Origin of the sequence: Pseudomonas auratipiscis (assembly GCF_036324085.1) — a bacterium.
Classification (GTDB): Bacteria; Pseudomonadota; Gammaproteobacteria; order Pseudomonadales; family Pseudomonadaceae; genus Aquipseudomonas; species Aquipseudomonas auratipiscis.
Map to the genome: position 1 here is coordinate 43,304 of NZ_JAZDCU010000023.1, position 23,779 is coordinate 67,082.

General features: G+C 56.5%; 13 protein-coding genes and 2 tRNA genes. 5 read left to right on the top strand and 10 right to left on the bottom strand.

Going from position 1 to position 23,779, the window contains the following annotated elements; translation table 11 throughout:
- Positions 1–110: 110 nt before the first annotated feature.
- Positions 111–4,385, bottom strand: coding sequence for a hypothetical protein (locus V0R60_RS23925; RefSeq protein WP_330143363.1), 4,275 nt, complete (start codon positions 4,383–4,385; stop codon positions 111–113).
- A gap of 134 nt (positions 4,386–4,519) precedes the next feature.
- Complete coding sequence (locus V0R60_RS23930) at positions 4,520–8,125, bottom strand: hypothetical protein (protein ID WP_330080813.1); 3,606 nt, start codon at positions 8,123–8,125, stop codon at positions 4,520–4,522.
- A gap of 415 nt (positions 8,126–8,540) precedes the next feature.
- On the opposite strand from V0R60_RS23930, the gene V0R60_RS23935 reads away from it, so the two are divergent.
- Positions 8,541–10,721 carry an autotransporter outer membrane beta-barrel domain-containing protein gene (locus V0R60_RS23935; RefSeq protein ID WP_330080814.1) on the top strand — a complete coding sequence of 727 codons (2,181 nt, stop codon included), beginning with the start codon at positions 8,541–8,543 and terminating at the stop codon, positions 10,719–10,721.
- Between the two features lie 71 nt (positions 10,722–10,792).
- On the opposite strand, the gene V0R60_RS23940 is transcribed toward V0R60_RS23935, so the two are convergent.
- The 4 genes from V0R60_RS23940 to V0R60_RS23955 all read right to left on the bottom strand — a co-directional run bounded on the left by V0R60_RS23940 (position 10,793) and on the right by V0R60_RS23955 (position 15,132).
- Positions 10,793–12,718: a hypothetical protein gene (locus V0R60_RS23940; protein ID WP_330080815.1), complete on the bottom strand. Its 1,926-nt coding sequence runs from the start codon at positions 12,716–12,718 to the stop codon at positions 10,793–10,795.
- Positions 12,719–12,843: 125 nt separating this feature from the next.
- Positions 12,844–14,829 carry a hypothetical protein gene (locus V0R60_RS23945; RefSeq protein WP_330080816.1) on the bottom strand — a complete coding sequence of 662 codons (1,986 nt, stop codon included), beginning with the start codon at positions 14,827–14,829 and terminating at the stop codon, positions 12,844–12,846.
- Positions 14,830–14,978: 149 nt separating this feature from the next.
- Positions 14,979–15,054: transfer RNA gene (locus V0R60_RS23950), tRNA-Gly, on the bottom strand.
- Positions 15,055–15,056: 2 nt separating this feature from the next.
- Positions 15,057–15,132: transfer RNA gene (locus tag V0R60_RS23955), tRNA-Glu, on the bottom strand.
- A gap of 335 nt (positions 15,133–15,467) precedes the next feature.
- On the opposite strand from V0R60_RS23955, the gene V0R60_RS23960 reads away from it, so the two are divergent.
- Positions 15,468–16,235: a hypothetical protein gene (locus tag V0R60_RS23960; protein ID WP_136475155.1), complete on the top strand. Its 768-nt coding sequence runs from the start codon at positions 15,468–15,470 to the stop codon at positions 16,233–16,235.
- A gap of 63 nt (positions 16,236–16,298) precedes the next feature.
- Here V0R60_RS23960 and V0R60_RS23965 read toward each other — a convergent pair whose 3' ends face one another.
- Together V0R60_RS23965 and V0R60_RS23970 are read right to left on the bottom strand one after the other, a co-directional pair.
- Entirely contained in the window at positions 16,299–16,781 is a 483-nt protein-coding gene (locus V0R60_RS23965) for a GAF domain-containing protein (protein ID WP_330080817.1), read from the bottom strand.
- Positions 16,778–17,668 (bottom strand): ATP-binding protein, encoded by an 891-nt coding sequence (locus V0R60_RS23970; RefSeq protein WP_330080818.1) that lies wholly within the window; start codon positions 17,666–17,668, stop codon positions 16,778–16,780. The genes V0R60_RS23965 and V0R60_RS23970 overlap by 4 nt, the downstream gene beginning before the upstream one ends.
- 82 nt (positions 17,669–17,750) lie before the next feature.
- Here V0R60_RS23970 and V0R60_RS23975 point away from each other — a divergent pair, with 82 nt between their 5' ends.
- Positions 17,751–20,111: a hybrid sensor histidine kinase/response regulator gene (locus V0R60_RS23975; protein ID WP_136475152.1), complete on the top strand. Its 2,361-nt coding sequence runs from the start codon at positions 17,751–17,753 to the stop codon at positions 20,109–20,111.
- Here the strand turns inward: V0R60_RS23975 and V0R60_RS23980 are convergent.
- Together V0R60_RS23980 and msrB are read right to left on the bottom strand one after the other, a co-directional pair.
- Positions 20,104–20,589 carry a glutathione peroxidase gene (locus V0R60_RS23980; protein ID WP_330080819.1) on the bottom strand — a complete coding sequence of 162 codons (486 nt, stop codon included), beginning with the start codon at positions 20,587–20,589 and terminating at the stop codon, positions 20,104–20,106. The two genes, V0R60_RS23975 and V0R60_RS23980, sit on opposite strands and share 8 nt — an antisense overlap.
- 15 nt (positions 20,590–20,604) lie before the next feature.
- Positions 20,605–20,997: a peptide-methionine (R)-S-oxide reductase MsrB gene (msrB, locus tag V0R60_RS23985; RefSeq protein ID WP_136475150.1), complete on the bottom strand. Its 393-nt coding sequence runs from the start codon at positions 20,995–20,997 to the stop codon at positions 20,605–20,607.
- A gap of 167 nt (positions 20,998–21,164) precedes the next feature.
- Here msrB and V0R60_RS23990 point away from each other — a divergent pair, with 167 nt between their 5' ends.
- Positions 21,165–22,376, top strand: a complete 1,212-nt coding sequence (locus V0R60_RS23990; protein ID WP_136475149.1) for a pyridoxal phosphate-dependent aminotransferase — start codon at positions 21,165–21,167, stop codon at positions 22,374–22,376.
- Between the two features lie 224 nt (positions 22,377–22,600).
- Positions 22,601–23,488 carry a protease HtpX gene (htpX, locus tag V0R60_RS23995; protein ID WP_045187091.1) on the top strand — a complete coding sequence of 296 codons (888 nt, stop codon included), beginning with the start codon at positions 22,601–22,603 and terminating at the stop codon, positions 23,486–23,488.
- The last annotated feature ends 291 nt before the right edge of the window (positions 23,489–23,779 follow it).

Sequence of the window (23,779 nt, forward strand, 5' to 3'; positions counted from 1 at the left end):
AGGCCGTCAACTCCTTTATATAAATTTATTTAAATCAATGACTTCGCAGCAGTAAAGGCAAGGAAACCATTCCCATCTGCCCTTGCCTTCCTGCTGACTTCTGGACCCGGTCAACTCAACCGAATACCGGGATAGAGCGGCCCAAGCTGCGCCTCCCACCCCTCACCGCCGCCACTCATGTCCTTGAAAGCGGCCTGGTTTCGAGGAAACGGATTCCAGATCAAACGTTGGTCAATTGCCCAGTACCTGCCGCCCGGGAAACCGACCTGGGCAATTCCTCCACCCGGTCCGTATTGGTTGTAGATTTCACGCAATTGCGCCAAATTCAAACGACTGTCCCATCCAACAATGTACTGCGCCGCAGCCAGGAGATTCATCCTGCGCACATTCTGCACCGTCACGCTGTAACCTGCGGACTGCCCCGAGCTGTCCCGCACAGTAATGACTGCCGATCCGTTTGCGCGCGATAGCACGGTGCCGTTGCTATCTACACTGGCTACGTTCGGATTGCTCGAGGAGTAAACGAGCGGCGGTGAGCCCCCAGAGGCCCTGCGTTGCCGGGAAGTATTGGCAGGTCGCGAGCTTGGCCCGTTGCCGTTATCTGCCCGTACGTAGATCACCCCGTTCAATACCATGGCGCTGGTATCGATTTGCAACGGTGGACGTGAGTCGACGATTACTCGCCAAGCGTTGGAAACAGGCTGGTCGCCGTAAAGGCCCTTGGCGGTGAAATCATGCTGCGCGGCAGACAAACCTGACATCGAGGCCTGCCAACTACCATTCGTGCCAACTGTCACTGTTTGCTTCTGCGCCCCATTATCCAGAATCTGTAGTTGCTGACCATCTTGTGCGGTGCCATATAAGGTCACGGTTGTTTCATAGGTGCGGCCGCCATTGGCAATCGAGGCACCTTTACTGTCCTGAGCACGATCGATAACCGGCGTTACACCCTGACGAACCTCGAAGGTACGCACAGAAGACTCCTGGCGACTTCCATAAAGCGCTACAGCCTTGACCCTGTAACGTTTGACCGTCAAACCCCTCATTGTCAGAGACCAGATGCCACTACTGTTGACCGTCGCGACTCCCTTCGTTACCTCGCCATCGAATATTTCGACCCGCTGCTGGATGCTCGCGTGACCAGACAAGGTAACACTCGAGTCAAAAGTAGAACCGCCCTCAACCACTTCGCCTTTGTGGTCTTTCACACTCATGATGGTCGGTGCGATGTCCGCTACCACCGTGAATGTGCGACTGCTCGACTCCTGGCCATTGCCGTACAGCGCCCTGACTTTGAATCGGTATTGGCGTAGCGCCAAGTTCGCTATCGAATAGGTCCAGTCGCCGTTGGCATCCACCGTCAACGTAGCCAGCGAGCTTGTTCCTTCGAATAATTCAACTTTCTGACCAAGGCTAGCCTTGCCCGATAAAACGACCGAGGTATCAACCGTGGTTCCCGCCTCGGCGACCTCACCGCGCGAATCCTTTACACTCGTAATGCTTGGCTTGATATCAGCAAAAACGGTAAACGTTCTCTGGGCCGACTCCTCGCCATTGCCATACAGGGCCTTGGCTCTGATGCTATAGATTTTTTGCGTCAACCCCGTCAGCTGCAGCGTCCAGCATCCGTCACTGGCAACCCGTGAAACACCTTTAGACGTCGCTCCATCAAAAATTTCGACCTGTTCATTGGCACTGGCTTTGCCCACCAGCTTGACAGTGCTATCGGTCGTCGCACCGCCGTCGGCGACCTCTCCTTTTGAATCGCTGATACTTTCGACGGTAGGAAACACATAGTCGACTACACGAAATGTACGCGCTTTCGATTCTGCGCCACTGCCGTAGCGAGCTTTCGCCTTGATGACATAGGTTTTGACCGACAGGTCCGTGAGCAACAATGTCCAGTTACCGAGAGCATCAGAAGGAGCCGTATTGAGCGACTCCACGCCGTCGAACAGTTCAACAACCTGGTCGATACTGGCCTTGCCGGCTACTGTCACCCGCGTATCAACCGTGGTCTGCCCCTCGGCCAGCTCCCCCCTGGAGTCCGTCACCCGGGTAATGGTTGGGTCAACCTCTGCCACCACCTGAAAAGTGCGCTCCTCGGATACCTGCTGATCTCCGTACCAAGCCTTGGCTTTGACGCGGTAGGTTCCAATCTGGAGCGCGGTTTTCGGCAGTCGCCAGTCGCCCTCTTCATCAACGGTCACCCTGCCCCAGGAAACGCCACCTTCGAATAGTTCGATCTCCAAACCCGCGCTGGCATTGCCTACCAAGGTAACCGCCGTATCGACCGTGGAACCCCCATTGGCAATATCCCCCGTGCCATCCAATACCTGAGTGATGACCGGAGCATTATCAGCCACTACCGTGAAACTCCACACCTCAGATTCGCCGCCACCGCCGTACAACGCTTTGGCCCTGACGTTATAGCGCCGGGGCACCAGGTCCAGGAATGGAAATCTCCACGCGCCTTGCTCATCAGCGCCCGCTCGACCTATTGCCTCACTTTCGTCGAAAAGCTCTACCCCCATAGACGCTCGTGCCGTGCCTGTCAGCGTAACTTTGGTGTCGACTGTAATGCCGCCGTTGGCCACCGTCCCCCAGGAGTCCGCAACCTCGCTGATAACAACAGGTATCGGCGTACCGATATACAGTTCGAGCACCTTGGAGAGTTGAACCTGATCACCTCGCTTGAGCGAGTACAGGGCATTGATGACAGTGCCACGCGATACTTCGATCAAGGAAGCGGGTATGCGAAAACTCACCGGCCGCTCTTTAGACGCCTCGGTGATGGGCACCCAATCGCTGGCCGTGCCATTGGCGTAAATGCTCTGCCAATAATAGGTAAGTGTGTCCCCAGCCTGAGTGCCAGTGTATTCGACGCGCAACGTCACACCATTAGGAACCGCCATCTCTGGGTCGAGCACGTCGCCATCAGCCTCCGGCACGATCGGAGCAGGCAGCTCCTGCCGTAAATGGAGCACCCGAAAGTAGCTGCGCGCAGATTCACGCACGTCATAGACGACGGCCTGATCGTTGGAAACTCGGTAGAACAACTGCAAGGTGCCGCTGTCCAGTTCAGCAATGTGCGCCGCCTCCACCACCACTTCCAGGGGCTTGCCAACCAAGTTTTCGCTGACAAGTATCTCCTGTTCATGCAAGTAGACGCTGCCATCTGCACGCGTACCCAGCCATACTAGGTTAACTACATCCCCGCTGGACATGCCTGGATAAGGCCCGACCTGCACCCAGGCATACTCGAGCCGACTGTCGAGCTGGCCTTCTACAGCTTGCAGGATCAGCGGTGCAGGCAGCTGTGACAGCTCTCCAATAACTCTGGCAAATGCACGCTTGGACGACTGCGGTGGTTCACCCGTGGTTTTTCTCAGCACATAAGAAGCATCGGCAGTGCCGGAAGCAATGGCACGAACATCAGCGTTGGGGACTTTGAGTTCGAGTACCGAGGGCAAACTGCTGACCACCACCGACTCGGTATGAACAAGGGGAACGCCTATCATTGGCGTGCCAATCCAGGTGAACTCGATGGTATCGCCGAGGGCGAATGGTTCACCATCCATCCAGACCTGCACGGTGACGGGATTCGCTTCCAAAGCAATCAGATCGATCTGCCCATTGAACGCTTCCTTGATAATGGGCGGATCCAGACGCCAGGCACCGGCATCTACCTTAAGCTCAGTCGCACGCGACCAGTCCGATGAGTAGTTCCACACTTCATCGAAAACCTCATAGAACAACGCCAGCCCATTGCTGTCCCCGGCGGCCAATATCGCAGCCTGGTCGACTAGAATTTCCACCGGCTCGTCTCCGGCCGCTTCAGCCTCACTGATCAGACGCGCAAGTCGCACACTTCCCCATCGCAGCACTACTGTGTCGCGGGCAGCCCGATCCGGGTAGTTTCCGATGCTTACCGGAACCCCCTGGGCTGCCCACTCAGCATCAACGCCGTTGTCGACAACGTCTTGAGGCACCTGCGGACGCAGTAGCTCGGAATGCCCTGGCAAGTGAGGTTCCTTATCCACTCCAGCCGGTAGATTGAGCTTGATTCGCAAGCGCAATGGCACCGAATCCTCAGGCACAGTGCTGCCGCGGCGAAGTAGTTGGAAATGGATGTTCTCCATCCATTCAGGCTGAAACAACTCTTTGGGTAGATAGAAAAAGAGCCGCTCCCCGAGATCCGCCAGTTCCACGAACAACTCAAGCCTTTGCTCACCTTCGACCCATACCGTAATCCGGTCCCCTACCTGCATGTCCAGATAAGGATCGATAAGCGTCAGTACGCCGCCAGGGTCGCTTTCAACAACAGCAATATTGACACCGGCATCACCCTGCTCGACCGGCGTGATCATGCCGGCGATATACAACGGGCGCGGAGCCAGGACGTCCAGATCCCCTCTTCGAAGAGGGAAAAGACGGGCACTGAAAGTGTTCATTGAAAATCCTTTCTTGACATGACTGATGTGCGCTGAAGCAGCGAGATGGCCTGACTCGGCTTGAATTACTTAGCCGAAACAGTTTTGAGCATTGCCGTGCCGATAGCTCGCTGAGCGCTCAGAGCCCGACCCCGGGTTGTCGGCGATGCATAATAGGAAACGAACCCATCCAATTCGTGTCGATGAGCCGAGTTACCCCCACCGCCTGTTTTTGAACCCCAGGCCACCACCCTTCCATCGGATGTCAAGGCCACAAACCCCCCGGCATTGCTATATACGGCCTGTACATTGACAAGTTCACTACGGACCGGTCCGATATCAGCACCTGTTCTGGGGTCGCCCCAAGCCAACACTGTTCCGTTACGGCGTAATACAGCAAAGGCGCTCATGGAACCCGTTATTTGGACGGCATCGCTTATATTGGCCACCTCCGGTGACACAGTGCCCTCCACCGAGTCGCCCCAGGCAACCACCCTGCCGTCAGCCCTTACAGCTGCAAAAGCACGGGTGGTAGCAGCTACATCGATAATGTCTGTCATGGAACCAATGTCGCCCGGTAAGCGCCCACCAAAGCCTCTGTGGCCCCAGACCAATAAGTGCCCGCTTGCCCGCTTCGCCACAAACGCCGCCTGATTACCACAGCAAAGTTCGACGATGTCGGTTGGTACTCCCCCAGGCGATCCCCCCAAGGAGTTCCCCCACGTAAATAGTTCGCCATTACCACGCAACGCAGCAATGGCGAAGCGATTAGCTTTAACGTCAACGAAATTATTCAGTGCGGCGACTCTAGCCGGGACCACTCCTCCTGAATCCGATAGCCCCCAGGCAACCAAATGCCCATCGCCAAGCAATCCAGCAAACGTACCTCCTCCCCCTCCTACCAGCTTGATGATGTCGTCCCGATAAGCAATATCATTAGGAACAACTCCACCCCAAGACGAGCCCCCCCAAGCCACTACACTTGAATGTTTTAAGCCCGCGATTGCCTTACCTGAGGCAACCGTCTGGATAAAGCCGGTGGGCGAAATACTGCCCATAACGCCCCCAAAATTCCTACGTCCCCAAGCCACTACAGTCCCTTCGACCCGCCGTGCGGCACAAGCGCGGGCAGAGCAACTGACTTCAACGAAGTCGCTAAGCTCTTTAACATGGTCTGGAACAACACCACCGGTATCGGGATGCCCCCAAGCACGGAGACTACCGTCATCTCGAAGCGCGACGAAAGCAGACTCACCCGGCGAAGTGCTATTAATATCGCCATTACCAAAAACATTGGCAGGGTTGACCATCACCTGGTCATCAGCGGTACGCACTTGCAGCAACAACTGCGGTTCGGTGTCCCGCCACCGAATGGCCAACGTCCACTCCTCATCCGTCGCGTATTTCCACTCGGCCTGCAGCGGAAGGTTGGTCTCGGCATCGAAGGCATGCAGATAACTAGGCGAGGTATGTGAATGGCAATTGCTGCGGTTGCGCCGAGCGCCCAAGACTTTCAACCGCCCCTTCCCAACCTTGACGCGTATATCAAACACGGCAATCGGTGAAGATTCCTCAACTTCTCTACCGCCACGCTGCACGTGATACTGCAATTCAATGCTGCTGTTCTCATTGGCTTTGATTACTGCATAGGGCAAATTGAAATGCTGCTCACCCGCCTCAGTCACCCGATGCGTCTGTTCATCTGCAACTTTCCCACTGAGCACAACCCTGACGCTGTCGCCTACCGCCAGCTCAGCTGCGCTGGCGATCACTACCGTTGCACCACCAGGTACAGCACCAGGGTCGATCACCCCCTCAGCATCTGCTTCAGCGACCGCTGGCGCCGGCAATTGCACCTGTCGCTCTCCAATGTGCAGCCTCAGTACATCGGAGTTGCTGACACGCCCATCGGCGCGCTGTACCCAATACGAAGCCTTGACGGTGCCACCCTGGTTGTCCTTGACCTTATCCAGCGAGATCGCCAAAGCAAATTCGGAACGACCTATGTTATTGGCGTTGATTCTGATTGAATCTTCATCGTTGCCGGTCGCGGATCCCTGCCAGGAGAAATACAACGTGTCGCCAATGGCAATGCCGGTATAAGACTTCACATATAAAGTGGTGCCGTTTGGTGGCAAGTTTCCTGGATCAAGTACATCGCCGGTGGCATCTTTGACAATCGGCGCTGGCAATTCAGCTCTGGGCTGACCGATATTGAATCGGGCCGTAGTCAGTGACTTTCGCACTGTTCCCTGATCGTTGATAAGTTCATAATAAAGCTCGAGCCCACCGCCCTCGATGGCTTGTAGGTGCTTGCCTTCGACATGAAACTCGATGGGCAGCTTGGCGCTCGCTTCACCGTTGGTTATGTCGTGAGGCATTAGTTCCGGGAAGTACACGCTGTCATCTGGCCTGGTGCCGTACCATTGCAGATTGAGGACCTGGCCCGCGGCCATGGACTCGTCCCAAGGCACTTCAATGGTCGTGAATGGCAACAGGGGGTCCAGACTGCCCTGTTCGGCATCTTTGGCAATCGGTGCGGCCAGTTGCGTTGGTTCACCAACAATGGTTACGAATTGCCCCCTGGCGTGTTGCACCGACCCGTCCGACTTCACTAGCCTGTACTTGAAAGCACCTTGAGTCTTGGCCAAGCGTCGCACGTCGCTATTGGCGACTGCGATTTCATAGACATGCGGCAGGTTGTCGATGGCCTGCGGCGGATAGTCGATGTCGACCGCGACACCCTCGGCAGTAGTGCCCGCCAACGTGACAATGATTTCATCGCCGTGCTCAAAATCGGGAGGCAGGGCAATCACCTGGAGTGTCACTGGCGCAAGGCCCAGCGCGTCGAGGTCCAACGTGTTGTTTCTGGCTTCCTTAACGATCCCGGCATTCAACCTCGAATTGCCAGTGTCTACGACCACCCGAATTTCGGCGCTCCAATCTTCAGACTTGTTGTCCACCAGATCATAGATTTCGAACGCGACTGCCAGGCCGTCATTACCTGAGTCCCCCGCTGCCAGAATGGTCGTTTCGTCCACCGTTATTTCAATGGCACTACCCACCTCACTCTCGGTGACAGTATGAAAGACGAACTGGCCACCCCACGTCAGTCGAATCTCATCGTATTCGGCCATGAAGGGGTAAGGTTCAATCGTGGCCACTACCCCTTTGGCGGCGGCCTCCTTGTCAACACCATCCTTGATGATCTGCGCCGGTAAGCTCAGCTTCAATTCAGAATGGCCTGGCAAACTGCCGTTCTGGTCTTGCCCGCCCGGGCGGTCGAGCTTGACCAGTACCTCGGTCACGGCAGAATCCTCCGGCACTTGGCCCACACGCGTGACCCGATAATTGATGGTCGTACGACCATCGGTAATCCGATTGGACGGAATGAACAGCGTTTGCCGCGCACCGACCTCATCCGCGCCAACGGTTTTACGCGTGATCTCAGTGCCTGCCAACAGCACAGCGACACTATCGCCTCGCCCCATCTGCGGCCAGGCTGGAACGTAGACCTGCAGCCCCTCGCGCGGAAAGTTCTCGCGCGCGGCAGCTATATTGATGCCCCACTCACCACTCGGAACCGGCCCGGTCTTACCTGGAACTTCCAGCTCGACCAATAATCGAGGCGCCGCCAACATCGGCGAACTTTGTTCCGTGTTTGATTCACTATCTTCGAATAACGATGGCATGGGCCCTTCCTCAATCAGTCAGTTAGCGTCATTGAATACCTGAAGAGGACTAGCTCCAACTGGCATTTTTGTTAGGTGCCTGTAGAAACTACGCAACCTGTAGTTCATTCCAAAACATGTGTCTACTGACAAAATTAACAGGTAGGCAAAGCAGTGGGAAACTTCGACACTTGCTATTACGCCCGACTCAAAGTAGCGCATGACCTACGTGCCTTTTGCGGTGATTGTGAGCGCACTGTTTGATGAGTTTTCCTACAGACCTTTCTGACAAGGATCGATTAAATAGTTCCACTCCGCTCTGCCTCCGACTGCAGCCAACAGGATTATGACTATGCCAAGTAACAGCTCATTAGCACCGCCCTTCCCAATCAAATCAGCGCTATTTATTTTTATACCGTTGTTCCTCGTTACGTCATTGGCCAGCGCAGCCGTTATCGACAATGGCGACGACCTGGTCATCGATGAGTCGACTCCTGTGGATGGCTATACCGTACTCAACAGCAGCTCCTTGACCGTCAATGGTGCGACCACCCGAACCCTGAGCATCAACTCGGGCTCCACCCTCGAGTTCAATGGCGGAGCCATCGCAGGCGGGGTATTCGATGGATTAAGCGTGACCAACAGCACGGCCACGGTGAATAACGCCAATATCAGCGCCGACTCATCCGGCTTGTCGGTAAATCGCCAGATCGGTTCCACCACAGGCTCCCAGGTAACGGTAAACGACAGCAACATCGTTGGCGGTTTTGTTGGGGCACAGGTCACGGGGGGCAGCACCCTGCAATTGAGCAATACGTCAATTACCGGCCGCGACCTCAGCAGCAGTGGCATCAACATTCTTGGTGGAGAAGTGATCGCGGTCGGCAGCCAAATCAGTGGAGATGTCAGCGGTATCCTGCTGGCAAGCGACCCTGAAAATCTCACGTCGCCAACGCTGGTACTGGATAACGCTGAGGTCACTGGCCGTACAGGTCCTGCACTGTTGATCGAAGAAGGCGTCAATGCCACGATCGAAATACACAACGGTACCAAGCTAGTCGGCCAAGACAACGTAGCGCTGCTGGTCCGCGATGCCTCCACCGCCACAGTCGCTCTTCGCCGCAGTGATCTGAGTAGCGATGTTCAGGTCAATGGCAACAGCACTGCCAACCTTGCACTGGATCAAACGCGCTGGAACGGTAACTTCGAAGTGGAGGCCGGCAGTACCGGGTCACTGTCGCTCGAAAATCAGTCGGCCTTCACCGGTCGATTGGTGAATGTCGAACAACTGAGCATTAGCGATCAGTCAAGTTTCAACATGACAGAAACAACTCAGCTGGGCACCTTGACGATGAACGGCGGCCTGGTAAATATGGGTTCAGGCAAGAACTTCTACACCCTCGACGTCGCCACCCTCAGCGGCGCTGGGGTGTTCGCGATGAATGTGGATTTCAGCACCAATGAGCATGATGTGCTCAATGTCGGTCAGGCGACAGGCAGCCATCAGTTGCAGATCACCGACTCCGGTACAGACCCTCTTGCTCCTGAGCAGTTGACCGTTGTTCGCACCGACGCAGGCGATGCAAACTTCAGCCTGGCTAACGGCAGACCCGTAGCGGTCGGCGCCTGGGCGTACGAACTGTCGTCCGCGGCCAACGGTGCTGGTGGCACCGACTGGTACCTCGATCCGGAAAAGCGCACTGTTAGCCCGGGTACCCGCACGGTGATGGCCTTGTTCAATACCGCCCCAACGGTCTGGTATGGCGAGCTGACTTCCCTGCGTAGTCGTATGGGAGAGTTGCGCTTCAACGGGGGGCAGCCCGGCTTGTGGATGCGTAGCTACGGCAATAAATACAACGTCGCCGATGCCAGCGGTACCGGTTATCAGCAGAATCAGCATGGTCTATCGATGGGTGCCGATGGGCGCCTACCCTGGGGTGACGGGCAATGGCTAGCGGGGGGGCTGGTTGGCTACAGCAAGTCGGATCTGGACCTCAACGAAGGCACCTCTGGCAGCATCGACAGCTACTACATTGGTGCATACACCACCTGGCTGGATGCCGACTCCGGCTACTACTTCGACGGGCTGATCAAGCTCAATCGCTTCCAGAACCGCGCCAAGGTGGCGATCAATGATGGCACCCACAGCAAAGGCGATTACGACAACTTCGCGACCGGCATGTCGCTGGAGCTCGGACGCCACGTGCAACTGTCCGACGGCTATTTCATCGAACCTTTCACGCAATGGTCGGCGGTGACCATTGAAGGTAAGGACATTAACCTGGACAACGGCCTCGAAGCCGACGGCGAGCGCACTCATTCGTTGCTCGGCAAAGCGGGGATGACCGCCGGCCGTACCTTCGAACTTGCCAATGGCGGCAAACTGCAACCCTACTTACGGGGTGCCTGGGCGCATGAGTTCGCCAAAGGCAACACAGTGAAGGTCAACAACAATCGCTTCAACAATGACTTGTCCGGCTCACGTGGCGAGCTCGGGGCCGGGTTGGCTTTGGGATTGAATAACGGTCTACAGGTACACCTCGACCTGGAGTACGCCAATGGCGAGCATATTGAGCAGCCTTATGGCGTAAACATAGGTTTGCGGTACAGCTTTTAACTCGCCCGCGAACGGCAATAAAAAAAGGGAAGCATCAAATGCTTCCCTTTTTCGTATCAACCTACTTGGAACTAGGGGCGTGATCGTGAGGCGGGAATTTCACAGTAGAAACCACCGGGGCGCAGCAGCTCGATAATAACCAAGTGCTTAGGAGAGTCGACAGTCACTCCGCCGAGAGCCACGGTGTAATGAATGCTGCCGTAAGCCTGGCGGGTTTCCTTCAAAGCAGTCTCATAAGGCAATGTGACCGTGAAGCCACTCGCAGCCTCCTCAGCTGACGGTGTATAGGTGAAAGAATCGTCCGTCCCATCGATAGGCACTGTACCCGACTCATCCGACCAACCTTGATATAAAAATGTCATTTCATTACCAGCCAGCCGATCATCACTGGGAACGGCGATTTCCGCCACCAAGGCACCGGCCTCGAGGCGTAATGATGGGCAGTTGAGAATTTCCTCGGGTGGGAACGACAGGTCAAGGTTCTGGAAACTGGGTTGCGGCAAGACAATAGGCACGCCTTCGACGTTGACAACCCTCGCAGCAGAACTCAATACGTTATCGTTGAGCGCGTGGCCTACGATGTAGTGGGCAGGGATGTCACCATTACCCGCTGCATCGATAATGTCCCAAGGTAGGTCGAAGGGAATCTGAAAAGTCGGGGCTTCGTCGCCCTGAACCTCATAACGGGCACCCGGCACTACCTCACCGTTCCAGTAGAGTTGTACATACTCGCCTTTGGCAGGCGCGTCATAGATAAGGATTGTTACCTCCACGTCCTGGTCGCGATCAGCTGCTTTTAATTGACCTTCGGGAGATACCGCCCCTTTGACCGACGGGAGGTTCAAACCAGGATGCACCACTGCCGGAGGGTCGACAGGATCCGGCCCCGGGGTGCGCAGATCCACCTTGAAATCAGCACTGCCCGGACCGTCGAACGAGTTGCCCCCGCGAGTAATGCGGTAGGTGACTGACGACGCTTTTTCCCCCAGATTCCCTCCGAACACCAACGAATACGGAAGCAGAATACTGGCACCACTCTGTGGCATCTGCTGAGGCGCGTGATCGATACCGTCGAAGGTGACGATGACCAAATCCCTGGAAAACCAATTGCTGTAGGGGGCGATGTTGACCCGCACACCATCGACAACATCGGCATAATCAATCAACCCATCACTTGCCAACGGAACCGTCGGTGGGGCCAATCCAGCAGGCGGTGCAGTAAGCTCGACATTGAACTTCTTGTATTCAGAATTTGGACCCGCATTTCCCTTGCGATCCACGAGTTTGTAAAAGAGTGACTTCTCCCCCTCCTCCCCAAGCATTGACTCAAGCAGATCAAAGGTTATCGGGTCGGCAAGATTTGCCCGGGTAACCTCGCCGACCTTACTGGCCAGGGGAATCGAAGGGCCGTACCACACCTCGACTACATCGCCGATCTTGGCATCCACATAGCCGCCATCTACCGTTACAAGTACTTTTCCACCATTGGCATCCAAGTACGCCCGGGTAATTCCACTCGCCTCGACCTCCGCGGGCAATGATACAGGCGCACCGCCGACGTTATTGTTGGGCGCCGTCTTGTCAATATTAATTGTCATGGGTGCCGACTGACTGATATTGCCTCGAATATTGACAACATAGTGCAACAGGAATGAGCCTTCCGTGCGAGTGGCAGAAGCAGGAAGTACCATCGTCACTGGGAAGTTTGTAATAGGTGTTGTGAACGCGTACGGTGTACCGATGGGGTCCCCCTGCCAATGCAAAGTAATATTACCCGGTCTGCCATTTCCTCCCTGCTCGAATTGAGGGATATCGATTTTCAGATCCTTCCCTTGATAATCTGTATGAAGCTGGTTAGGCGCATCATCACTCGTATCAGCTAACAGGGGGTTTGCCGTATTGAATATCGGATCATCCAAATTAGCGAATGTGTTCATCCTCAACGCCCGACTGTGGATGCGAGCCTGTTGTGCAGTTATATTTTCATTCTTGCCCATATCGCCAACCTCTTCATTGATAAGTGCAGCCGAAAGACGTCACGACATAGCGAGCGACGTCATGTTTTAATATGAAAACTGTAGGGTCTTACTTAAACGATGGTCGACAGCATCCCAATCGTTATTTACCGGTCTTTGTCGGGGCCACAAATGTCGCCGCTGGGCATTTTGCGAGTAACGCTCACCAACTCACGTGCTGACCGTCCAAATCCACCGTCTGCTTTAATCAAGTTATAACTGGCCGTCGCCGAAGCATTATCGATCAGCGGTTCGATATGCGTGCTGTAAGGCAGGACCACGACGTCAAAACCGTCCTTGGCATCGCCCAAACTCAACACCCGTGAAATAACCAGCTGTGTGCTGGGGATGGGCCCGTTGCCTCCCAGGCTTTTAAAACCTTGCCAGGTCACTTCGACGAGATCGCCTTGGGCGAAATTTTCATCGCCGGCCACATGAATGGTGACCCCCGTCCATAACGCCGGGACCGTACCGCAATTGAGATAGCCATGAAGATCGGCATGGGGGAACTCCGGAGTCGGCAGGCCCTCGATCGGTACGATAACCACCGAAACAGCGGTGGCTAATGCCTGCTGCTGGTTAACTCCGTTATTGGTGACGTAATAAACCGGCAGGGCGACGTTATTCTTGTCCTGCTCGACAATGCGCCAGGGCACAAGCAAGTCCAACTGCTTGCCCGCAACGTCGCCAGGCTGGACGTCGTAACGCGCTGCTGGCTCCACTACCGCCCCCCAAAACACTTCGAGGTACTCCCCTGGCTGCGGATCCTCGAACAAGGTCAGCAACACGTGCGCATCGAGCCCTTCATCTTGAGCGGTGAGTTGATTGGGGCGTCCTAACACACCTCGGACCTCGACCAGGGCCAGCGTCGGATTCAGCAATGCCGGGGCATTGGCATGGTCTTGTCCGGCGATGGTGAAATCGAACGACACCAAGGTGCTGGGAGAAGGTTGTGAATACGAAGCCCCATAGCGAATTCTATAGCTGACCTGCACCCTGTCAGGACCCAAGCCGTCGCCGATCAGCTTCCTCCACGGCACATAGACGACCAACGGAAAAGCACTCGGGTCAACTGGGAACTCGAGAAGCTCCTGACTACCCCATGACAGCACCACAAAGTGATTGGGTAGCGCATTATCATAAGCATCAATTTCGACGGTCACGCCCCCCTGGCCGTCGGCCCCGTCTCGCGCATGCTGACGGTCGATGAACCCCCGCACCGACAATGGAACCCGTGGCGCCGGCAAATTGGATGGCGCTGGAACCAGATCGACCTGAATCGGCGCGACGTAGGAAAGTGGGCTCTCATTCCCCGCCAAATCATATAACCGATAGGAGAGAAACCGCCTACCGGCACCGCCCGCACGCACCGCCTCTTCGGCTACAGGCAAAGGCAAGTACTTGGCATCGATATCCGCCTGAGTGAATGTGCGCGCACCCAACTCAACCGTGTCATCGGGTAAAGGATCGAGCTCAGACCAATAGAACACCGCCCGATCCAAGGCCTGCAGGCCAAGGTAGGGCGGAACCCTGGCAACAACCTCTCCGTGCTCAATCAGATAATCATCGGTAATAACGCCGACCAAGTCGTCCGGAAATTGCGCAGCCGAGGGCCTTTGATTTTCATTGGGAGGCAACCGATCCACAGTGATGCGTTTGATAAAAGAATCGGTAGTATTGCCGAGTCGCGTAACCCGGTAGGACAGCGAGAAGCTACCCTGTAGCAGTAGATTTGCGGGAACATGCAACGCCTTGTCCCCCGGCGCGATTGGGGGCATCAGCGTTTGGCTGTCAATGGGGTAAAAAGCAGCACCTTCCGGGCGCCAGCCAAGCTCAAGCACATCAGCAACGCCAGGCCTGGTCGAGAAGTCCCATTCCGGCACCACTACCTCCAACGGCAGATCGAGCGCGGAACGAGCGACGATCCCCTCTGGATTATCGTTCCCTGCTTCATCTTTGACGACCGCCGGAACCCGAGGGATCGGAAGATTCTCATCAGTAAACAAGGCGAGATGAAGTGTTGACGACTTACCCATTAAAAATCCCCAGGCGATACAGAACATGAACAATGGTTGATAGCCACTGATGCTCATTGAAACTGCTAGAGGGAACTTTGGATACTGATAGAAATGACAGGTGCGTCGGTCGAGATTTCCGATACGCACGTTTGCTGGTAAGAAATTCCAGGCACAAAAAAAGAGGCCATAGGCCTCTTTTTTGATCGGTTTGCACCGATGGAATCTGGAGCGGGAAACGAGACTCGAACTCGCGACCCCGACCTTGGCAAGGTCGTGCTCTACCAACTGAGCTATTCCCGCAATGGCGTCCCCTAGGGGACTCGAACCCCTGTTACCGCCGTGAAAGGGCGGTGTCCTAGGCCACTAGACGAAGGGGACACACTACAACATTCACTCCCTGCCGCGTTTCGCTGTTCGCTTTACGCTGCAAGTGGCGCGCATTCTAGGGATGCTTTGCCAACCCGTCAACCCCTATGTATAAATTTATTTAAATCAATGACTTCCCTGCGCCTCTCAAGGCTTCGTCGGCATCGGCACGCCTGGACCTTGACGTTTATTTTTTGGCACCCCGCCAGGGCGGAAACCCAAGCCCTACGGTGGTTTATATACAAAATGCCATCACTGCACCCCCAACACCCGCCAAACAGCTCTATCCGCCCAAAAGCGAAGCCACTACACTCGAATGGTAAATCATCCTGTATGAGGCGTTAACGGTGACACCACTTATGATCACCCTGCTTATAGTTGCGGGGATCGCGTTATTGATCGTGATCGGCTACCTCAACAATGTAGTCGAGAACAACAAGCTTGAGCGTGCCCGGCTGAAAATAGAACTGGCCGACCGCTTGCGCCGCTGTGGCGAGATCACCGAAACCTTTCCCGGCCAGTTGATGAGCCCGGCATTGAAACTGCTGTTGACCCGCCTCGAACTGAACATCAACCAGCGCCAGCTGGCCCTGGATAAAAACAGCCGCGATATCCGCGCGCGCATCGCCGAACTCGAAGGCCTGATCGCACAAGGTGAATCGCTGCCGGTGAACAATCCGCCGGCCCCTATCCAGACCGAAGCGCGGGCCAAGGATGTACGCTTTCTTTTAGAAGGTATGCACAACCAGATCACCCGTGCAGCTCAGGAAGGTTTTCTGCCCACCAACGAAGCCAAGTACTGGGTCAAGGAAATACGCCACATTCTGGTGCTGTTGCATATCGAGTTTTTCAATAACCTGGGCCAACAAGCCCTGCAGCAGAACCAGCCTGGGCATGCGCGCCTGGCCTTCGAACGCGGCGTTCAGTACCTGCGCAAGCAACAGGACCCGGCGGTGTACCGCGAGCAACTCGAGTACATGGAAAAACTGCTAGCCCGGGCGAATGCCCAGGTCCTGAGCCAGCTTGAACCTGCCGAAGACGAAGTCAACGAGCTGACTGAAGGCCTGAAGACCGATACAACTGAAGACTGGAAGAAAAAAGTCATCTACGACTGATGGCTGCGCGGGAGCCGGAATGCCAATTGCCAGGCACGCCTGCTCCCACTGCAGAGGCCTACTTCAGCAATCGGTCAGGCGCAGGAAGATCGCCGCCAAGCGCTCCAACCCCGCCTGATCCGCTGTGCTGAAACGCGCAAGCCTGGGGCTGTCCAAGTCCAGCACGCCAATCAAGCGCCCTTCCTTTACCAACGGAATCACCAGTTCGCTGTTCGATGCGCTGTCGCAGGCAATATGCCCGGGGAACGCATGCACATCTTCAACGCGCTGGGTTTCCCGACTGGCCGCCGCCGCGCCGCACACACCTCGACCAAACGGGATACGCACGCAGGCAACCTGGCCCTGGAACGGCCCCAGCACCAGCTCTTCGTTGCGGTTGAGGTAAAAGCCTGCCCAGTTCAAGTCTTCAACTTGACTGTAGAGAAAAGCCGAAAACTGCGCGGCATTGGCAATGAAATCACGCTCATCGGCAAACAAGGCTTCCAGCTGCGCAGCCAGCAAGCCATAGCCTTCCAGACCTGCGCCAGAGGCGTTGAGGTCGATCATCTTTTCTGCTCCAACAATTGCAGTCCAACCCAGTAGCGAGCGAACTGATAGGCACAACGGCCGTTACGGTTACCGCGACTGGTTGCCCAGCGCACGGCGAGAATGTCCAGCTCTTCACTTCGCTGCCAAGTCAGCCCGGCACTGGCAGCCAGTTGGCCGATCCAGTGCTCGACAACATTGAGAAAGTGTTCCTGGGTGAAGGGATAGAACGACAACCACAGTCCAAAACGGTCGGACAAGGCGATCTTGTCCTCCACCGCCTCGTTGGGGTGCAGTTCACCGTCGATCATTTTCCAGTTTTCGTTATCACTCTGTTTTTCCGGCACCAGGTGCCGACGGTTCGAGGTTGCGTACAACAGCACGTTGTCAGGCGCCTGTTCCAGCGAGCCATCGAGGACACTCTTGAGCACCCGGTAGTCGCCCTCCCCGGCCTCGAACGAGAGGTCGTCGCAAAACAGCACAAAACGCTGGGGCACCTTGCTCAATTGCTCGACTACGCGCGGCAGGTCTGCCAGGTTATCGCGCTCGATTTCAATCAGGCGCAAGCCTGCCTTGGCATGCTCAGCCAACAAAGCACGCACCAGCGACGACTTGCCGGTGCCGCGCGACCCCCAGAGCAGCGCATGGTTGGCGGGCATGCCATCAAGGAACTGGCGCGTGTTGCGTCCCAGTTGCTCCCGTTGTTGATCCACACCGATAAGGTCAGACAGGCGCATGTCGAGATTGACGTCCAGCGGCAGCAAGTAGCCACTGCGACCGTCACGCTGCCAGCGTGCGGCCAGGCACTGACTCCAGTCGATCTGCTGGCGCAGTGCGGGCAATAGCGGTTCAAGGCGGGCCAGCACGGTTTCGGCGCGCTCCAGGAACGAATTCAAACGAGAGTCCACAGCGATTCCTCAAGATAGATGCTAGGTCAACGGCATTGCTGAATGTGTGACAGAACGTGCCAGTTGCCGGGGCTGATCGGCTATGCTTGCGCAGCGCACGGAATGTGAAACTGGCTCGGGTCTCATGGATATCAAGTTCACCAATCGCCTGTCCTTCAAGCAAGCCCGGCTGACGGTCCTGGTCGGCTTCATCCTGGGTACATTGCTTAGTCTCATCCAGATTGGTATCGATTATGCCAGCGAAGACGCCTCCATCAACCGTGAGATGCAAGCGCTGCTACAAATCAGTCACAACCCGGCCTCACGCATCGCCTACAACATCGACGCGGAACTGGCGCAGGAGCTGGCCGGTGGCCTGCTGCAATCTCCGGCGATTATCCGCGCGCGCCTGATCGACAACAACGACACGGTGCTGGCCGACGTCCAGCGTCCACGCGAAAAAAGCAGCTACCGGTTTATCAGCGACTTTCTGTTCGGCGAGAACCGGCAGTTCGAGCACCCGCTGTTTCTGAGCAGTATGCCGACTGAAAACCTCGGCACCCTTTACCTGGAAGTCGACACCTTCGCCTTCGGCAACCACTTCCTCAAGCGCGCCGAGATCACCCTGCTCAATGGCTTCATACGCAGCCTGGTGCTAACCCTGATTCTCATGGCATTGTTCTACTTCATGCTGACCAAGCCCCTGGTTCGCATCATCAGTGCCCTCGCTAACCGCGATTCACGACAACCGGAACAATCCAAACTGTCTTTCCCACCGGGCCATGAGCAGGATGAGATCGGGGTACTGGTCAAAGTCGCCAACCAGCAGTTTGTCAGCATGGCGACCGAAATCCAGCAACGGCGCAATGCGGAAAACCGCTTGACCACTTACCTCAATGAGCTGGAAGACGCTGTTTCGGCCCGCACCAATGAGCTCAAGACCAGCAACGCGCGCTTGAGCCAGACTAATGACGAACTCGATGCAGCACGGCGGCGCGCCCTGGACATGGCTCAGGCACGAGCGGCCTTTCTGGCCAACATGAGCCACGAGATTCGCACCCCCCTCAACGGCCTGCTGGGCATGATCGCCCTGTCGCTGGACAGCCCGCTCAATGCCGAGCAGCGTCAGCAACTATCGATTGCCCACGACTCAGGCAAAGTCCTGGTAGAACTGCTCAATGACATTCTTGACCTGTCCAAATTCGATGCCGGCCAACTGGAACTCGAACGCATCCCCTTCGACCTTGGCGCCATGGTTGAAGACACGGCCAACCTGCTGTCCCAGAACGCCGCCCCCAGCGTCGAACTGACTTGCCTGATCGACCCACAGTTTCCCGCCATGGTAGTGGGCGACCCTACCCGGGTACGGCAAATCATCAGCAACCTGCTGTCCAACGCGCTCAAGTTCACCCGCTTCGGGCGTGTCGATGTACGCCTGCGCGCCCACCCAGGGGGGGTACGCCTGGACGTCTGCGACACAGGTATCGGTATACCCCACGAAGCCCAGGCGCGAATCTTCCAGCCCTTTATCCAGGCCGGTGCAGGTATCACCCGCCAGTATGGCGGCACCGGCCTGGGCCTGGCCTTGACCAATAATCTCTGCGAAGCCATGCAGGGCCGCTTGAGCATCAACTCGCAGGCCGGCTTCGGCAGCCAGTTCAGCGCTGAACTCCCCCTGCTCTGCCACTCTCCGGCAGTACCGGCAGCCCCCCTGCACGGCAAAGTGGCCATCCTCACCAACCCTGGTAGCGGACTGGCCGAGTTGCTGCAAATGTTATTACCTGGCTGGGGACTGGACCATCGACGCTATGAACACGCCGAAGCGATTGGCGAGCCCCCTCCCGACCTGTTGATTACCGACGACCTCGACAGCCTGCTCGACCTGCGTCCAAAGATCGCGGCACCGATTCTGTTGGTAACCGCCTATGGCAACTTTCTGCCCAGCGACCAGGCTGCGCAACTGGCGCCATTGCAACAACTGGCGCGACCGCTGGCACGCAATGCCCTGTACCAGATTCTGCGCCGCACACTTCATGGTACCGACAGCGCTCACGCCAGCGCACAGAACAGCACCTCGCAGAGCGAGCGCCGCGCGCGCATTCTGCTGGTGGAAGACAATCCGGTTAATCAGCTGGTGGCCAAGGGCATGCTAGTCAAGCTGGGCTGCGAAGTGAGTATTTCCGCCAACGGCGCCCAGGCCCTGGAGCAGTTGGAGCACAGCGCTTTTGACATGGTGCTGATGGATTGCAATATGCCGGTCATGGACGGCTACGAGGCGAGCCGCAGAATCCGTCAGAGCGGACGTTGGCCGAACCTGCCTATCGTCGCCCTGACGGCCAATGCCATGCCCGAGGAACGTGAGCGCTGCCGCGCCGCAGGCATGAATGACTATCTGGCCAAGCCCTTCCGTCGTGAAGAGCTATTGGCCTTGATCGATCACTGGGCGCCGCTGGTGACTATTTGAGCATTTTCTCGATCGACGCACTCAACGCTTCCGGCTTGGTACTCGGCGCGTAACGTGTGACCTTGCCCGTGCTCGACTCGACAAGAAACTTGGTGAAGTTCCATTTGATGTTTTGCGATCCGAACAAGCCGGGGGCGCGTTTTTTCAGTTCGGTGAACAAGGGATGAGCGCTACCGCCATTGACGTCGATCTTGCGAAACAGCGGAAAGCTGACACCAAAATTCATTTCGCAGAACTGCGCGATTTCCCTGGCGTCTCCCGGCTCCTGTTTGCCGAACTGGTTGCAGGGAAAACCCAGCACCACGAGACCGCGCTCGCGATAACGCTGCCACAGCTGTTCCAGGCCCTTGTACTGTGGGGTAAAGCCGCACTGGCTGGCAGTATTGACCACCAACAGCGCTTTACCCTGGAAGTCCGCCAGGGTCTTTTGCTCACCTGCCAGAGTGATGCAAGGAATACTCAACAATGCGTCGGCCATGACCCTACTCCTTTGTTAGCGTGGAACCAGGTCCAGGCAGACCGAGTTGATGCAGTAGCGCAGACCGGTTGGCGGTGGCCCATCGGGAAACACATGCCCCAAATGGGCATCGCACTGTGCACAGGTGACTTCGGTGCGGATCATCCCATGGGAGATGTCACGAATCTCGATCATCGCACTGTCCTCGATCGGCTCGTAGAAGCTTGGCCAGCCACAACCGGAGTCGAACTTGGCCTTGGAATCGAACAAGGGCGCATTGCAGCAAATGCAGTGGTAGACACCCTCGGTCTTGGTGCCGTTGTATTTACCGCTGAACGGCCGTTCGGTGCCTTTCAAGCGGCAGACGTTGTACTGCTCGGGATCGAGCATGGCACGCCATTGCTCCGCAGTTTTCTCTATCTTTTCCATATGCAGGCCTCGGCAGACTAAAAACCCCGCGTTGCGTCTTTTCCCCAACGCGGTCGGCACGTATATTATTGCGCCTCATCAGACATCAGTCTGGCACCCGCGTTACACGCTTTTCAAACGATTTCACAGCGCAGTGCGCGGCGATCTTTTCTAATCGGGATCACATCATGCAGGTCAGCAAATCGAACAAGCTCGCCAATGTCTGCTATGACATTCGCGGCCCGGTGCTCAAGCACGCCAAACGCCTGGAAGAGGAAGGTCATCGCATCCTCAAGCTGAACATCGGCAACCCTGCGCCGTTTGGATTCGAAGCGCCGGACGAAATCCTCCAGGATGTCATCCGCAACCTGCCGACTGCCCAGGGCTACAGCGACTCCAAGGGCCTGTTCAGCGCGCGCAAGGCGGTGATGCAGTACTACCAGCAAAAGCAGGTCGAAGGTGTCGGCATCGAAGACATCTACCTGGGCAACGGCGTATCCGAATTGATCGTGATGTCGATGCAAGCGCTGCTCAACAACGGCGACGAAGTGCTGATTCCGGCACCTGACTACCCGCTGTGGACTGCTGCAGTCAGCCTGGCGGGCGGCAATCCAGTGCACTACCTGTGCGACGAGCAAGCCGACTGGTTCCCGGACCTTGACGACATCAAGGCCAAGATCACCTCCAACACCAAAGCCCTGGTGATCATCAACCCGAACAACCCAACGGGCGCGGTGTACTCGCGCGAGTTACTGCTGGGCATGCTGGAACTGGCCCGCCAGCACAACCTGGTGGTGTTCTCCGACGAGATCTACGACAAGATCCTCTACGACGAAGCCGTGCATATCTGTACCGCCTCGCTGGCACCAGACCTGCTTTGCCTGACCTTCAACGGTTTGTCCAAGTCCTACCGCGTTGCGGGCTTCCGTTCCGGCTGGGTGGCCATTTCCGGCCCCAAGCAGCACGCTCAGAGCTACATCGAAGGCATCGACATGCTGGCCAACATGCGCCTGTGTGCCAACGTGCCGAGCCAGCACGCCATTCAGACCGCCCTGGGCGGCTACCAGAGCATCAATGATCTGGTCCTGCCGCCGGGTCGTCTGCTGGAGCAACGCAACCGCACCTGGGAGTTGCTCAATGACATCCCCGGCGTCAGTTGCGTCAAGCCAATGGGCGCGCTCTATGCGTTCCCGCGCATCGACCCGAAAGTCTGCCCGATTCACAACGACGAAAAATTCGTCCTAGACCTGCTGCTCTCGGAAAAACTGTTGATTGTCCAGGGCACCGCTTTCAACTGGCCATGGCCCGATCACTTCCGAGTGGTCACCCTGCCGCGCGTCGATGACCTGGAACAGGCCATTGGCCGTATCGGAAACTTCTTGAAGACATATCAGCAATAACCGATAAAGCTTTGCAAAAGGCCTGCATCCTTGTTGATGCAGGCCTTACAGGCTGATTCCCCCTTCTGTAAGACCTGATGATCTCGCGTGCGGGATGATGGAATTCGACTGTAATACAAAGAAGTACACAGTTTGAAATAGTCGCCCGGTTGAATCACTCGAGCCCGCACCTTATATACCCCCGCATACGTGACACTTTTATCCGTCAGGAGAACGTAACAACCATGATGCGCATCTTACTGTTTGTAGCCACCAACCTTGCGGTTGTGCTGATTGCCAGCATCACCTTGAGCCTGTTTGGCTTCAATGGGTTCATGGCGGCAAACGGGGTTGACCTCAAGCTCGATCAGCTGCTGATTTTCTGCGCCGTGTTCGGTTTTGCCGGCTCGCTGATTTCGCTGTTCATCTCCAAGTGGATGGCGAAGATGAGCACGGGCACCCAGATCATCAGTCAGCCGCGCACCCGCCATGAACAATGGCTGCTGCAGACCGTCGAAGAACTGTCCCGCGAAGCCGGCATCAAAATGCCTGAAGTAGGTATCTTCCCGGCCTATGAGGCCAATGCCTTTGCCACTGGCTGGAACCGCAACGACGCACTGGTTGCTGTCAGCCAGGGCCTGCTCGAGCGCTTCTCGCCTGACGAAGTACGTGCAGTCCTGGCTCACGAAATCGGCCACGTGGCCAATGGCGACATGGTCACCCTCGCGCTGATACAAGGTGTGGTCAACACCTTCGTGATGTTCTTCGCCCGCATCATCGGCAACTTTGTCGACAAGGTGATTTTCAAGAACGAAGAAGGCCAAGGCATCGCCTACTACATCGCGACCATCGTTGCCGAGCTGATTCTGGGCATCCTCGCCAGCATGATCGTCATGTGGTTCTCGCGTAAACGTGAATACCGTGCCGATGAAGCCGGTGCACGCTTGGCCGGTACCGGCGCGATGATCGGCGCTCTGCAGCGCCTGCGTTCGGAACAAGGGGTACCGGTGCATATGCCCGACACCTTGAACGCCTTCGGCATCAATGGCGGCCTCAAGCAGGGCCTGGCTGGCTTGCTGATGAGCCACCCCCCGCTGGAAGATCGCATCGAAGCTCTGCGCCGTCGCGGTTAAGGGACAGCGCAAGCAACAAGGGCGGCCTCAGGGCCGCCCTTTTTTATGGTTGTTCACGGAATTCCGGGAACTATGCACCGGGCCTGCTAGCGGGCGAGCACCGGAATGTGGCTCGAGTGGCGATGGGCATATCCGTTTGATGTGGTGGCACCACTGGCTGGTTTCGCCTTTACGGCGACCCACTTTTGTCGGGGCAAAAGTGGGCAAAACCGTGTGTCCCTGCATCCGGCCCTACGCTGCGCTCCGGGTTCCCTCATTCCACCCTTGCTCCCGCGGGGACCGCGCCGAAGG

What these genes read in the sequence shown, in the direction of transcription:
- V0R60_RS23980 (WP_330080819.1), bottom strand. Translation starts at nt 20,589, where the DNA reads ATGGCCGACGCATTGTTGAGTATTCCTTGCATCACTCTGGCAGGTGAG.
- V0R60_RS23965 (WP_330080817.1), bottom strand. Translation starts at nt 16,781, where the DNA reads ATGATCGACCTCAACGCCTCTGGCGCAGGTCTGGAAGGCTATGGCTTG.
- V0R60_RS23940 (WP_330080815.1), bottom strand. Translation starts at nt 12,718, where the DNA reads ATGGGCAAGAATGAAAATATAACTGCACAACAGGCTCGCATCCACAGT.
- V0R60_RS23990 (WP_136475149.1), top strand. Translation starts at nt 21,165, where the DNA reads ATGCAGGTCAGCAAATCGAACAAGCTCGCCAATGTCTGCTATGACATT.
- V0R60_RS23930 (WP_330080813.1), bottom strand. Translation starts at nt 8,125, where the DNA reads ATGCCATCGTTATTCGAAGATAGTGAATCAAACACGGAACAAAGTTCG.
- V0R60_RS23945 (WP_330080816.1), bottom strand. Translation starts at nt 14,829, where the DNA reads ATGAGCATCAGTGGCTATCAACCATTGTTCATGTTCTGTATCGCCTGG.
- msrB (WP_136475150.1), bottom strand. Translation starts at nt 20,997, where the DNA reads ATGGAAAAGATAGAGAAAACTGCGGAGCAATGGCGTGCCATGCTCGAT.
- htpX (WP_045187091.1), top strand. Translation starts at nt 22,601, where the DNA reads ATGATGCGCATCTTACTGTTTGTAGCCACCAACCTTGCGGTTGTGCTG.
- V0R60_RS23975 (WP_136475152.1), top strand. Translation starts at nt 17,751, where the DNA reads ATGCTTGCGCAGCGCACGGAATGTGAAACTGGCTCGGGTCTCATGGAT.